The organism is Luteibacter yeojuensis (genome assembly GCF_000964085.1).
Classification (GTDB): domain Bacteria; phylum Pseudomonadota; class Gammaproteobacteria; order Xanthomonadales; family Rhodanobacteraceae; genus Luteibacter; species Luteibacter yeojuensis_A.
Window position 1 is genome coordinate 76,190 of sequence record NZ_JZRB01000028.1, and the last position, 14,169, is coordinate 90,358.

General features: G+C 62.3%; 11 protein-coding genes. 4 read left to right on the top strand and 7 right to left on the bottom strand.

Annotation, left to right across the window (positions count from 1 at the left end; genetic code table 11):
* Positions 1–25 precede the first annotated feature (25 nt).
* The 7 genes from VI08_RS13370 to VI08_RS13400 all read right to left on the bottom strand — a co-directional run bounded on the left by VI08_RS13370 (position 26) and on the right by VI08_RS13400 (position 10,531).
* Positions 26–901, bottom strand: coding sequence for an NAD-dependent epimerase/dehydratase family protein (locus tag VI08_RS13370; protein ID WP_232309549.1), 876 nt, complete (start codon positions 899–901; stop codon positions 26–28).
* A 10-nt stretch (positions 902–911) separates the two neighbouring features.
* On the bottom strand, positions 912–1,946 hold the full coding sequence (gene gmd / locus VI08_RS13375) for a GDP-mannose 4,6-dehydratase (protein WP_045830093.1): 1,035 nt from the start codon (positions 1,944–1,946) through the stop codon (positions 912–914).
* Between the two features lie 38 nt (positions 1,947–1,984).
* Positions 1,985–5,743, bottom strand: a complete 3,759-nt coding sequence (locus tag VI08_RS13380) for a glycosyltransferase (protein WP_045830094.1) — start codon at positions 5,741–5,743, stop codon at positions 1,985–1,987.
* The gene (locus tag VI08_RS20940) at positions 5,740–7,230 is read right to left on the bottom strand and encodes an FkbM family methyltransferase (protein WP_052697910.1); all 1,491 of its coding nucleotides are present in this window, start codon (positions 7,228–7,230) and stop codon (positions 5,740–5,742) included. Before VI08_RS20940 ends, VI08_RS13380 begins: the two co-directional genes overlap by 4 nt.
* Complete coding sequence (locus VI08_RS13390) at positions 7,227–8,450, bottom strand: ABC transporter ATP-binding protein (protein WP_045830095.1); 1,224 nt, start codon at positions 8,448–8,450, stop codon at positions 7,227–7,229. The genes VI08_RS20940 and VI08_RS13390 overlap by 4 nt, the downstream gene beginning before the upstream one ends.
* A complete protein-coding gene (locus tag VI08_RS13395; RefSeq protein WP_045830096.1) occupies positions 8,447–9,241 on the bottom strand; it encodes an ABC transporter permease in 795 nt (264 codons plus the stop codon). Before VI08_RS13395 ends, VI08_RS13390 begins: the two co-directional genes overlap by 4 nt.
* Before the next feature lie 105 nt (positions 9,242–9,346).
* Positions 9,347–10,531: a PLP-dependent aspartate aminotransferase family protein gene (locus VI08_RS13400; RefSeq protein ID WP_157006752.1), complete on the bottom strand. Its 1,185-nt coding sequence runs from the start codon at positions 10,529–10,531 to the stop codon at positions 9,347–9,349.
* A 239-nt stretch (positions 10,532–10,770) separates the two neighbouring features.
* Between VI08_RS13400 and rfbB the strand changes: the two genes are divergently transcribed.
* Genes rfbB through rfbD form a run of 4 tightly spaced genes read left to right on the top strand, consistent with a single transcriptional unit; the run spans position 10,771 to position 14,163 of the window.
* Positions 10,771–11,817, top strand: coding sequence for a dTDP-glucose 4,6-dehydratase (rfbB, locus tag VI08_RS13405; RefSeq protein WP_045830130.1), 1,047 nt, complete (start codon positions 10,771–10,773; stop codon positions 11,815–11,817).
* Positions 11,814–12,695, top strand: coding sequence for a glucose-1-phosphate thymidylyltransferase RfbA (gene rfbA / locus VI08_RS13410; protein WP_045830097.1), 882 nt, complete (start codon positions 11,814–11,816; stop codon positions 12,693–12,695). The genes rfbB and rfbA overlap by 4 nt, the downstream gene beginning before the upstream one ends.
* On the top strand, positions 12,692–13,249 hold the full coding sequence (gene rfbC / locus VI08_RS13415; RefSeq protein WP_045830098.1) for a dTDP-4-dehydrorhamnose 3,5-epimerase: 558 nt from the start codon (positions 12,692–12,694) through the stop codon (positions 13,247–13,249). The genes rfbA and rfbC overlap by 4 nt, the downstream gene beginning before the upstream one ends.
* On the top strand, positions 13,246–14,163 hold the full coding sequence (rfbD, locus tag VI08_RS13420) for a dTDP-4-dehydrorhamnose reductase (RefSeq protein ID WP_045830099.1): 918 nt from the start codon (positions 13,246–13,248) through the stop codon (positions 14,161–14,163). The genes rfbC and rfbD overlap by 4 nt, the downstream gene beginning before the upstream one ends.
* Positions 14,164–14,169 lie beyond the last annotated feature (6 nt).

Sequence of the window (14,169 nt, forward strand, 5' to 3'; positions counted from 1 at the left end):
GGCGAGCCATTGGCTCGCCCTTTTTCTATTGTTCGTACATCCACCGCAAGGTCGCCTCGATCGGAATGATTTCCAGATCACCGACAAGGCGAGACAGCTTGCGATTGTCGCCAGTGAGGCGCGCTACCTCATTTCCTCGAACGAACGCCGGATTGACACGGATCTCGATGTCATAACCCGCGATGCGCTCGGCGATCGAAACCACTTGCTGCAGCGAAACCGAGACGCCCGAACAGATGTTAACCAATTCACCGGAAGCCCCGGCCGTCAGTAACCGGGCGTAGGCGTCTGCTACGAATCGCACATCCTGGAAATCCCGGGCGACGTCGATATTGCCCAGTTCGATCACCCGCTTGCCAGCGCGGAAATGGGACACGATCTTCGGCAGCAGGAAGTTCTCCGCCTGGCCGACGCCGGTGTAATTGAATGGCCGAACAATGGTAATCGGCAACTTGTCGAACCACAGCCTCGCCATGTATTCCATGGCAAGCTTGCTCACAGCGTAGTCATTCGCCGGCGAAGGAGGCACTGCCTCATCAAGCAGCTCGACATCACTGTTACCGTACACATTGGCGCTGCTCGCGAGCAACACGGCCCTTGGCTTTGTGGGAACGGCCGTGAGCGCGTCCAGGACGTTCCGTGTTCCCACGACATTCGTTCGATACATCTGCTCTGCATCGCCATGCGCCACGAAAGCGATGGCTGCCAGGTGTACCACGGCGTCGGGCGCCGACGCCTCGATGGCATCGGCAACAGCCCGGCGGTCCAACAAATCAATACTTGCTGAATCCCCGTCCATGGGGTCAAGCGTAAGGGAGTGCACCACGTGCCCCGCCGCGGCGAGCGCGGCAGCAACGTAGCGGCCAGTAAACCCCTTATGCCCTGTCACCAGGACTTTCATGGGCGCAGCCTTAGTAGGAGGCATTGCGCTCATTCCGGACAAGGTCCGCTTCGACCATCATGCGGCAGAGTTCTTCGAGCGTGGTCTGCGGCTTCCAGCCTAGGATCTTCTCGGCCTTCTCCGGGTTGCCGATGAGCAGTTCAACCTCGGCCGGACGGTAGAAGCGCGGATTGATCTGGACGACGATCTTGCCCGTCTCAACGCAGGTGCCAGTTTCGTTCTCGTCCTTGCCCTTCCATTCGATCGTCATGCCAACAGCGGCGAATGCGAGACTTACAAAGTCGCGAACCGTCTCAGTGCGGTTCGTCGCCAGCACGAAGGTATCCGGCTCGTCAGCCTGCAGCATGCGCCACATGCCTTCCACGTACTCCTTGGCAAAACCCCAGTCGCGCTTCGCATCAAGGTTGCCGAGCTCCAGGCGGTCGAGCTTGCCGAGCTTGATCTTGGCAACGGCATCCGTGATCTTGCGGGTGACGAATTCACGACCGCGCAACGGCGACTCGTGGTTGAAAAGGATGCCGCTGGAACCGAAAATATCGTACGACTCGCGATAGTTCACGGTCATCCAGTGGGCGTAGAGCTTGGCCACGCCATACGGGCTACGCGGATAGAACGGCGTATCTTCCTTCTGGGGCACGGCCTGTACCTTGCCGAACATCTCCGACGTGGATGCCTGGTAGAAGCGAGTCTTGCGGGACACGGCGCGGATGGCTTCGAGCAGGTGCAGCGCACCCACGCCCGTGATCTGCGCCGTCGTTGCCGGCTGGTCGAACGAAACACCCACGAAACTCTGTGCCGCCAGGTTGTAGACCTCGTCCGGCTGGGCGAGCTCCATAAGGCGAATGCTCGAGCCCAGGTCAGTCAGGTCGTATTCGACGAGATGGAGGTTGGGATTATCCTGGACGCCCACGTCTTCGATACGCCAGAAATTGGTCGAACTCGTGCGCCGGTAGGTGCCGTACACCTTGTAGCCCTTCGACAGAAGGAGTTCGGCGAGGTAAGCGCCATCCTGACCAGAAATACCCGTAACCAGAGCAGTCTTCATGCTTGTTCTCTTCATATGAATAATTGACGATGCCATCACTAGTGCTTGGTCGCAGGGTGCCAAGTGCGCGACGAGCGCATCCGAAGCACATTGCGGACCAGCTGCGAGGCACTTGCCTTCCATGTTTTCCCGGCGACGCGGGAACTATCGGGCGCGCTACCCTGCGCGTGCAGGCTTAGCCATTCGCGCAAGGCCCGCGACAGTTCCTCACCATCCTCGGCTGAGAAATAGTACGCACTTTCGCCACCCACCTCACGAAATACCGGAATATCCCGCGCTATGACAGGCAGGCCGTGTTCTGCAGCTTCAATGAGCGGCAGGCCATAACCCTCGCCGAACGACGCCGCCACCAGCACGTCGGCTCTCGCGTACAGCGCCGCGAGAAGCTCATCCGATGCGCGACCGAACCAATGGATACGCTGCTCGCCTTGGTCCGCGAGGGCCTTGGTGCGCTCGACAAAGGCTTCCGTCATCCAGCCTTGCTTGCCGACGACCACGAGCTGCGCATCGACACCATGACGCCACAAGGCCTCGAACGCATCGAGTACCTGGATGTGGCCCTTGCGCGGCTCCACGGTACCCACCATCAGGAAAAGCGGTGCGGAGGGCAGTAGCGCCAACCTAGCCGCGTCATCGGCCGGAATGCCTTCCGATGGGGCGCTGGAGGCGATATCCGAACCCAGGGGGAACGACCCAACCGGCAAAGGTCGCCCACGCGTCGGCTGGAGCTGATCCAACATGGACACTACCTCGCCTGCCACGGCGTCCGAGATGCACCAAAGGCCATCGGCAACGCGCACCGCCGTTTCCAACCATTTTTTGAAGATCGGCTCCAGCCAATCGGGGAAAAACGTTGGATGGAGCAAGGGCAGCATATCGTAGACCACGAAGTGGCACGCGACCCCAGCCAGGCGGAACCGCTCCAGCTCGACCACGGTCTGCGGCAGCGCCATCTGGGCAAGGTCCAGGCCCAGGAAGATATCTCCGGCGGCGATGTCGATCGGCAGGTCCGGTATGCCTGTCGGTGGCAAGCCAAGGAGGTCGCACGTATAGGCATGCGCATAGACGTAGCCGCCACCACTGGCGCGGACGGGCTCGACGCGCCAGTCGCCCGCTGCGCCTTTCAGCAATTCAAGGGCAACGCTCCGGACGACGCGCTCAATGCCCGTCTTGAGATCGTCGTTGGCCGTAACAGATACATCGACCAGCAACGTTCTCTTGCGGAACGCTGGCGGATGGTTGCGCGCCAGGGCCGAAGCCAACGCGCCGATGTCACGGGCGTCGACGCCACCGGGCCTGTCGATACCGGCGAGGGACTCGAGCAGTGAACGCTGCGCGCCGGACCGGCCCGCATGGTGGAATCGCTCGATCGCGTCGTGATACCGGGCCGCCACGGCCTTTGGCGCGTGCCCCGTGGTGAGGACCGTGCGTGCGCGGCTGCCAATCTGCGAGCGAAGGCCGGCATCCGACGCGAGCATCTCCAAAGCACGGACCAAGTCGCCCAGTGCGAACTTGTCATCAAGCACGAAGGCTTCATCGCTCGAAAACTCCGCCATGCTGCCGTGCGCGTTGACGATTGTCGCGATGCCGTTGACCATGCAATCGAGCACGGCTGCCGATGTCTCGCCACGCGAATGGCTGCGCAGCTGTACGCCGATGTCAGCCGCAGCCAGATAGGTTGCGTAATCCGCGGCATCGACGTGGCCCGTGATCATGATGCCAGTACCGCCCTCCATCAGGCGCTCAAGGAGCGCGGTGTACGCGACATTGGGGGAGTCACCTACGAACACCAGCTTGCAGTGAGCGTTACCCGCCAGGTCAGAGGCATTCCACGCCTCCATCAGCCGCTCGTTCAGCTTAGTGTAGGCCAGGATGCCGAACGAGCAGACCAGCAGGTCGTCGTCCAGCAAACCGAGTTTCTCACGGGCGATGCGGCGCGAATCTTCGTTCGGCGGAGCGCGCAACAACGGGATGTTGTCCCAATGGTCGGCATCGTCCTTCCCGTACCATTGGCTGGCCATGCCAATCGCCGTACGGGAATGCACGATGAGTCCACGAGCCGCCTGGAGCACATCCAGGTTGCACGGGAACGCGTCCATCGCATCCTGCGGCGTGGCCGCGCTGTCGCGCACCATGAGCGCCGGGTAGCCATGCGACTGGTAGAGTGCGCGCGTCCACCAACCTGGCCGCTCGCCTGATATTTCGAGGTAGGCCGCGATGCTGCTCAGGAAGAAGTCGTGCAAGACGACCACGCCCGGGAAGCGCGGCAGCAGGTCGAACATGTGGGTGTGGAACGTCGAATTGCCGAACTGGTAGACGATGCGGTCATATTCATGGGCATGGGCTTCAAACCAGCCGACGTTCCTGATGCCACAGTTGGCGGCGATCCAGGTTGCCTGGACGTCATCCTGCGGGGTGATGACATCGATCTCGTAGTATCGCGCCAAGGCCGGGATGAGTTGCGCTGCGTAGTCGGCGATGCCGCTGCGGCCCGGGGGCAGCGGCGTGACCATCGCCATCCGCGGTTTACGGCGCCACGGTGCGGCCCCCGATGCGGAGCGAGCGGCGCTCGCCCCCTGCTTCGCCACGGATTCCATCGCCTCGACCGCGCGCGCAGCCGTCGTATCCCAGGAAAAACCACCCGCTCGCTCTATGCCCCAGCGCTCGAGATCCTGCCGGAAGTCGTCATCGACGAGCACGCGATGGATAAGACCTGACATCTCGCCGATGTCACGCGGATCGAACATGGCATCGTCGCGGCCGATAACCTCGGGGATACTTGTGGTACGGCTGCCAATGGCTGCCGTGCCACACGCCATGGCCTCAAGCGGCGGGAGGCCGAATCCCTCGTGCCACGACGGGAACACGAAAACGCTGGCGTGGTTGTAGAAATCAACTAGGTCGTTGTCCTCGATGTACCCGGTGACGACGACCTCACCCTCTTCGAGGCCAGCGACCGAGGCGGCCTCCGCGAGCCATTCAAGCTCGCCCTTGCTCGCCTTGCCGACGAACACAAGCTGGTGTGCACGCCGCACCTCGTGGGGCAGGCGCGCGAAGGCCAAGGCAAGCGAGTGGACGTTCTTCCGCTCGTCCAGCCCACCGGTGTACATCACGAACGGGCGCACGATCCCATACGGCTTCAGCAGCCGCTGCCGTGCGTACTCGTCATATAACCGCGGACGGAATCGCTCGTCTGCCGCCGCCGAAATGTTGTATGACCGCAGGGGATCGATGCCTGCGGAATCGATCGCCTCCTGCCGCGCATGCTTGGAGATACCAAGCCAGCCATCGGCTGAGGTGAGGGCGGCCAGCTTGCGGTAGTACCACCGCCGCACGACATCGTCCTTGAGATAGCGACTCTCGTAGATAAGGGGAATAAGGTCGTAGACGACCGCGACGGTTCGCGTGATACCGTTGTCGATCAACGACGTAGACGTAACCGTATCGTCGATGAAGCCATCGAACATGCTGCATACGAGCAAGACGTCCGCCTTGACCGAGGCAAGCACGGCCTCACGCAACACGGAACCCGTATCAGCGCGCCAGGCGTTCGCGGGGTCGTTGGCACGAACAGGGGCCGGCATGTGCCAGGAAACCATGCGCTCGCGCGGCACGATGGCAGAAAACTCGTCCATGAGCGCAGCACCCGTTTCCGGGAGCGCCGCACTGAAGGCCAGCCAGTATTCGTGGCCGTCGTCGCGACGGCACAGGGCCTTCGCGAGCGCCAGACTGTACCGCCCAATCCCGCGAAAGCGGTTATCGTTCTGGCACGCCTGCAGGTCAATCAGGATCCTCACCTTACCCCCTCGGTAGGCTTGCCAGTTCGACGACTGGCGCTATCCAATGCTTGCGAATACAACATGGCGGCTGGCGACAAAGCCGTCGCCGGTCCTGGCGTCACACCGGGCGCTGGGCTCGCATTCGCGTCCAAATCCCGCAAGTCTAACAGGCGTTGACGCACGCTTGGCAGGCGCCTCAGAACGGCCGCAGCCAGACGGCGAGCGCCAGGCAGGCGTGCCGCGACACGCAGGCTGGCACCAGACACCCGCTTTGCGAGGTGCAAACGCCCGCCATGGGCCTGCGGGTTCGACAACATGCGCCGCGCGACGCGCAACGGCCGGGTGATGCGCCAGGACGAGCTCAGCAGGATCGAGTCGAGCTGAGCCTTCCATTCGTGCGCCTCGGCCAAGCCGGCGAGCCTGTGCTCTTCCAGCCATTGTGCGTGCGCAGACAGGGTGGATACGCGTTCCGCAAGCTCCGCCACTTCCTTGTCCTTGGCCTCGAGGCGGGTGGTCTTCTCGACCAGCTTCGCCTCGGCGGCGAACAACTGCATCCTGTATCGCCGCACCGAGCGACCCGCCTCGGCGAGCTCGCCTCGCTCCCCTTGCAATCGGTTGAGTTCGGCCTCCTGGACCCGGGCCTGGTGCTGCAGAACCCGGCAATCGGCGCGCGACCGACGGTAGCGTGCACGAAGCGCGAGAAGCATCTCGTGTTCGTCGCCAGGCGTTGCGGCGCCGCGCAACAGCCAGCGGTCCAATCCCCGCTCTGCCTCGTCCAGCTCACTCTGCAGCCGCTGCGCGTGCTGGCGCAACCAGTTGACGGCCATCCGCTCGTAGTCGTCAAAGAAGTTCGGCGGATACCGGAATGCGTCCTTCAGGTCGTCCAGTTTCTCGTTGGCGACATAGAACCGGTTGAGGCCATCGGCGTAGACGAACGTGTAATTGTGCGCGAGGAGCCGCGGTTCCCAGGCGTGGTGCGTTTCAACCTGGGAATTCGGTGCCGTAGCTTCGACCAATGCGATCCACGGGCGAAACTCCTGGAATGCCGCGCCAGCAAGCACCTTGGCCTCGTGGCCCTCCACATCCACTTTCAGGAAATGAATCGTCGTGACGCCGTGTTCCCGGCAGATGTCGTCGAGGGTGAGCTGCCGAACCTCGAACTCCCGAATAACATGCCCCTCCCGGAGATGCTGTTCGGCAATCGCTTCATCAACCGTCGACAGCCCTGTGCCATCAACCTCACGGATGGTTTCCACACCCCGGGCATCAGCGACGATCGCCTGGATGTTTACGTCACGCGGGCGGTCTTCTTCCAGTCGTTTGAACCACCGCGGAACGGGCTCGACATTGATGCCGTGCCAACCGCGATCATAAAACGCCCTCGTTACCGAATCGGTAACGGGATCCTGCGCGCCGATATCAATGTAGAAGCCGTTCTCCACATGACGAAGGGCACGGTACAAGATGACATCTTCGGCGTTCTGTGCAAAAGAAATGAAAGTCACTTTGTCACCTTGAAGACGGGCGGCATCCAGTTGCTACCCACGAAGTAAGGTTTGTCGAAATTGCTCACGGTAAAGACGAGGGCAAGGTCGCGCCACTCAAAGTTATCGACGAGGTGCGTATCAGTGCTAACTAGCGCCGTGGACACCGAGTAGCTACCCGCGCCGAGGTTTGCGTTGAAGCTGGTACTGAACACCACCTCCGACCCTGCTACCAGGTCAGACTCCACCTGGTCGGTGTGGTACGTGTTTGTACCGAACATCTGTTTGCCAAACCGATCCTTGAGCATGTAACCGAAGACCAGGCGCGGTATGTCCTTGGCGATGCGCACCTTCACCCTGAGTTCGACCGGCGCGCCCACGTTGATGAATTCAACGGGGTCGCCATTCTCATCGTGGAGTGAAATTTCACCGACAACGGCCTCGCCAGTACCGGAAATGGTTTGCACTGCCCCATCGCCGTCGAGCTGATTCACCGACACCGTCGCATTTTCCTTCTCTGCGATGAGCGCGTTGTAGAAGTCGATGACTTCCGACGGCGCGCCGTCCTTGATGAGGTGGCCCCGGTCCAGCAGCACGGCACGATCACATAGGGCCTGAACCGCGGAGTTGTCGTGCGACACAATGAGAAGCGTGGTTCCTTCCTTCTGGAAGCTTCGTATCCTCTCAAAGCACTTATGCTGGAAATAGGCATCGCCTACGGAAAGTGCCTCGTCGACGATGAGGATGGCTGGCCGGAACGCGGTCGCCACGGCAAACGCGACGCGCATCTGCATGCCGCTGGAATACGTTCTGACAGCCTGGTCGAAATACTCGCCGATCTCCGCAAACGCTTCGATCTCGTGGATAGCGCAGGTGATCTGTTGCCGGTCGAATCCCATCAGGCCGGCCGAGTGGTATACGTTCTGGCGGCCGGTCAGTTCGGGGTTGAATCCCATGCCGAGCTCCAGGATGGCCGATATCCGCCCAACGACTTCCACGGAGCCCTCCGTGGGCGGCAGGGTCCCCGTGATCATTTTCAACAAAGTGCTCTTGCCAGCGCCATTCTGGCCGATGATGCCGACGGCTTCGCCCGGAGCGACAGAGAACGAGACATCCCGCAGCACCCAGTGCTGGGACGCGGGGCGGATCACGAGCCCAAACCAGTTCGCGAAGCGTTGCAGCTCACTCGCGTACTCCTGGAACGCTTTGCCGACACGGCTGACCTTCAGTACCGGGCTCATAGCACGTCTACCATTTCGGCATTGGCGCGACGGAACATGGCCAGCGCCAGTGCCAGCATGACAACCGCGGCAACGGCGACATATCCGACGTTCTCGAGCGGAGGTGCCGTCCCATACAGCATGACGTCCTGGAAGCCCGAGGCGATGTAATACATCGGGTTGCACTCGATGACCGTGCGGAACGGCCCCGGCAGGATCGACGGCATGTAGACGATGGGGGTCATCCAGAACCAAAGCTGGAGCACGACAACCATCACCTGGCCCACGTCACGGACAAACACGTTGAGGATGCCGAGGATGAGGCCAAGGCCGACGGAAAACGCCATGTTCACGGGAATGAGGATGAGCAGCCATGCCATTTGCCAAGTGGGCGCGTGGCCGACCAGAAGGAACACGCCGACCGCCGCAAGAAGGAGCAGGAGGTTGCTGGTAAGCGCGGAGCCCGCCACGATCAATGGCAGGCTGATGCGAGGGAAGACAATCTTCTTCAAGAGGTTGCCGTTGTCCACGAAGATGGTGAGGCAACGGCTGACCGTTTCCGCGAACAGCGACCACGCCACCATGCCGGCAATCAGGTAGATCACATAGGCATATTCGTTGGTCGTGCCCGGGAGGCGGCTGCCCATGACCCTGGAGAGCACGACGGCGTAGATGGCCACCTGTGCAAGCGGCTGGAGAATCATCCACAGACCGCCCAGCTTGCTGCGCGCAAAGCGCATGCGCAGGTCATTCCGGATGGACGATGCTATGAAGTGACGGTACATCCATACCGCCTTGAACAATTTCTGCATGAGTCAGATCCCTTGTACGCGCCGGCTTAGGGCTGGCGCCGCCGCACAGCGGCTATGGAGCATGTGTGGTGCGTTCGTTGCTGGCCTGGCGGCATGGCTGGGTCGTTAGCGACCCAGCGCCCCCGCCAGTTCAGCGATGAGATCGGTTGGCGACTCGACGCCGACCGAGAGCCGGATGAGGCCATCCGAGATACCGAGGCGCTTGCGGTTGGCGACCGGCACCGATGCATGCGTCATGAGGGCGGGATGCTCAATGAGGCTTTCGACACCACCGAGCGATTCGGCAAGGGCAAACAGGTTGCAACGTTCGAGTACCGACCGCGCCTTGCGAAGGCCCCCTCGCACTTCGACGGAAATGATGCCGCCCGCCCCAGCCATCTGGCGCCGGGCAAGCGCGTGCTGCGGGTGCGAGCGGAGCCCTGGGTAGATGACCTTCGTGATCGCCGGCTGGGCTTCGAGCCAACGCGCGATTTCGCCAGCGCCTTCGACATGGGCCTTCATGCGGAGTGCCAGGGTTTTCAAGCCGCGCAAGGCAAGGAACGAATCGAACGGGCCGGATACCGCGCCGACCGAGTTCTGCAGGAACGCCATCTGTTCCGACAAGTCGGCGCGGGCGGTGACCACGATGCCACCCACCATGTCGGAATGACCGTTCAGGTACTTCGTGGCGGAGTGCAGGACGATGTCGGCACCCCATTCGATCGGCCGCTGCAGGATAGGCGAGCAGAACGTGTTGTCGACCACCAGGATCAGCCCATGCTTGCGTGCAAACGCTGCGACCTTGCCGAGGTCAACGAGCTTAAGCATGGGATTGGTCGGCGTTTCAGCCCAGATCATCTTGGTGGTGGGCTTCAGCGCCGCGCGCAGTGCGGCCGTGTCGTTGAGGTCGACAAAGTCGAAATCGAGCCCCGCCGAACGCCGACGGACGCGCTCGAACAGGCGGTAGGTGCCGCCGTAGAGGTCATCCATGGCAATGACATGGCTACCCGAGTCGAGCATGTCGAGCACAGTGGCGGCGGCGGCGAGCCCCGACGCAAAGGCGAAACCTGCATCGCCGCCCTCGAGGTCGGCGATGCAGCGCTCGTAGGCGCCGCGCGTAGGGTTTCGCGTGCGCGAGTACTCATAACCCTTGTGCACCCCGGGGCTCGGCTGCACATACGTCGACGTTGCGTATATGGGAGTCATGATCGCGCCCGTGGACGGATCCGGTGCCTGCCCCGCGTGGATGACCCGGGTTGCGAGGGAGAGCTGGCCTTTTGCGCGCTGCTTCCTCAACATGATATTACCCATTGGAAAATCCTCGGCGAGCCAAAACGTCGTATCTTAGCGTTGCCGCCCTCAAGCTGCCTAACGAAAAGATGTCTCGGACGACGAGCGGCTGGATACCAGTTATCTCGCGAAGGCTGAGACGCGCCGACCATGCGGGTGGTAGCGTCAGGCCAGACAGGGCATGATCCATGCCCTCGAGACCCGGCCCCGGGTTACCTGAACCATTGTCATAGGCGAGTCCCCCCATGATTCTGTCAAGCATACCGACGTTACTGGTAACGGGGGGGGCAGGCTTCATTGGCGGCAACTTCGTGCTGGCGGCCAGGAAGCTCGGCTACCGCATTGTCAACCTCGACAAGCTGACCTACGCGGGAAACCTTGAGACGCTGTCGAGCCTGGGCGCTGACCCTGGGCACATTTTCGAACACGGGGACATTGGCGACCGGGCGCTCGTCGCATCCCTGCTTGCGACCCACGCGCCCACGGCCGTGCTCAATTTCGCCGCCGAGTCGCATGTCGACCGTTCGATCGACGGCCCAGCGGCTTTCGTGCAGACCAACGTGGTTGGCACGCTTGGCCTCCTGGAAGCCACGCTGGCCTACTGGCGCGGCCTTGGTGCCAAGGCCGCCGCTTCGTTCAGGTTCGTCCATGTCTCCACCGACGAGGTCTACGGCTCGCTCGGGCACGATGGCCGGTTCACCGAGGCCACGGCTTTCGCACCGAATTCACCTTATGCCGCTTCCAAAGCCGCATCAGACCATCTAGTGCGTGCTTTCCACCATACGTACGGGCTCCCGGTACTCACGACGAACTGCTCGAACAACTACGGGCCCTACCAGTTCCCGGAAAAGCTCATCCCGCTCGTCATCAACCGAGCCCTTGGCGGGCAACCGCTGCCGGTGTACGGCGATGGCGGCAACGTTCGCGACTGGCTGTACGTGGCCGACCACGTGGAGGCCATCCTTGCCGTGCTCCAGCGCGGCATGCCGGGGCGAACGTACAACGTGGGCGGGAACGCCGAGCGGACCAACCTGGATGTCGTCCAGTTGGTCTGCGGCATCCTCGACCGCATCGCGCCGCGTCCTGCTGGCCCCTACGAGGCACTCATAAGTTTCGTAGCCGACCGACCCGGCCATGATCGACGCTATGCCATCGATGCCACCCGCATCGGGAACGAACTTGGGTGGGCGCCTCGGCACACGTTCGAAACGGGATTGGAGAGCACGGTTAGCTGGTACCTTGCGAACCGTGGGTGGGTCGAGCGGGTGATCGATGGTAGCTATCAACTGGAACGACTTGGCGCATGATCAATAAAGGCATCATCCTGGCGGGCGGGTCCGGCACCCGCCTTTATCCAGTGACCCTGGGGGTAAGCAAGCAACTTCTCCCTGTGTACGACAAGCCGTTGATCTACTACCCGCTATCCACCTTGATGCAAGCGGGCATCCGCGATGTCCTGGTGATCAATACGCCCCACGAGCAGCCGCTGTTCCAGCGCCTGCTCGGCGACGGCTCCCAGCTGGGAATGAGCATTTCATATGCCATCCAACCCTCACCGGATGGCTTGGCCCAGGCACTCCTGATCGGAAAGGAATTCCTCGCCGGCGCGCCATGCGGCCTCGTGCTCGGCGACAACATCTTCCACGGTGGGGGCATGAAAGAGCATCTCGAGCGCGCAACGGTATCGCGTGAGGGTGCAACGGTATTCGGCTACCGGGTCAGCGACCCTGAACGATACGGTGTCGCGGCGTTCGACGCGGATGGGCACCTTGTCGACATCCAGGAAAAGCCGATCGACCCGCCCTCGTCGTATGCGATCACGGGGCTCTACTTCTACGACGGCCGGGCCCCGGATATCGCCGCGGAGCTTCGACCGTCCTTGCGTGGTGAACTCGAGATCACCGACTTGAACCGGTTCTACCTTGGCGAAGGCACGTTGCGCCTTGAGAAGTTGGGGCGCGGCCTTGCGTGGCTCGATACCGGCACGCACGATTCCCTGATGGACGCCGGCATGTATATCCAGACGCTTGAGAAACGCCAGGGGCTCAAGGTCGCCGCTGTGGAGGAAATCGCGTTCCACAACGGCTGGATTGACGCCGAGCAGCTCACCGCGCTTGCCAGCATGCTTGGGAAGAACGCCTATGGCCACTATTTGCGCGACGTGGCCCGCGGAGTCTCGTCGTGAAGGTTAGCGAAACATCGCTGCCAGGGGTGCTCGTCATCGAGCCCCGCGTCCACGCCGATGGTCGCGGCTTTTTCTTCGAGAGCCACCACGCCCGGCGCTATGCCGATGCCGGGGTCGGGTCATCCTTCGTGCAAACGAACGTGTCGAAATCCACGCGCGGCGTCCTACGTGGCCTGCACTACCAACTGCCGGGCCCACAGGGGAAGCTGGTGACCGTCCTCGACGGCGATGTTTTCGATGTCGCCGTGGATATCCGGACGGGGTCTCCAACCCATGGCCGGTGGACGGCCGTCATGCTGACTGCGCGGAACCATCGTCAACTCTGGATTCCCGAAGGTTTCGCCCATGGCTTCTGCGTAACCAGCGAGTCCGCCACCTTCCTTTACCAGTGCACGGCCCTGTATGACCCAACGGCCGATCGTGCGATCGCCTGGGACGACCCAACGCTTGCCATCGACTGGCCTGTTTCTGCGCCGTCACTCTCTGCCAAGGACGCGCGCGCACCGACGCTGGCCGAGCTCTCGCCTCGCGACTTGCCCATCTACGCGCCATGACGACGCTGCTCCTGGGCTCGGCTGGCCAACTGGGCCGCGCCCTCCAGGCGGCGCGAGGCGCCAGCGCCCCAGCCTGGATCGACGCGGACCGCCACGTTGAGGGTGGAAGGCTCGGCGTAGATGCGACCGATCCGCTCGCGTTACGACGCCTTCTCGACGACTCCCGCCCGGATGTCATCGTCAACGCATCGGCCTGGACGGCCGTGGACGCCGCGGAATCGAATGAAGAACTAGCGGCGCGGATCAACGCCGATGCCGTGCAGGTCCTTGGGGAATGGGCGAGCAGGCACGAGGCGCTGGTCGTGCATGTCTCGACCGATTACGTCTTCGATGGCGCGTCGAAGCGGCCGTATCTCGAATCTGATGTGCCCGCCCCGCAGAACGCTTACGGACGTACGAAACTTGCCGGGGAGCAGGCGCTGGTGGCCAGCGGCGCCGCCCATATGATCCTGCGGACAGCATGGCTGTACTCGGCCGATGGCCCTTCGTTCTTGCAAACGGTGCTGAGGCTCGCTGATGAACGAGACCAGGTACGCATCGTCGCCGACCAACGCGGCAGCCCCACGCCAGCCAGCCTTCTGGCGGACGCGATAATCACGGCAACAGGCGCCTGGACGAGCCGCCCGGCCCACGACAGGCCGGCGCTCGAAGGCCTTTTTCACGTGGTGGCTGCGGGCGAAACGACGTGGTACGGCTTTACCGAGGCGATTATCCGCGGTGCCGTCAAGCGCGGTATCCTGTTACGTGCGCCGACCGTCGAGCCGATCACAACGGCGGAATACCCTACGCCTGCGCGTCGTCCGGCATACTCGGTGCTTGACTCTTCGCGATTCGAAAGCGTGTTTTCCCGCCGCATGCCGGACTGGGAAAGCCAGCTGCAACACGTGCTAGATACCATTAAACCACTGATCTAAACGGAA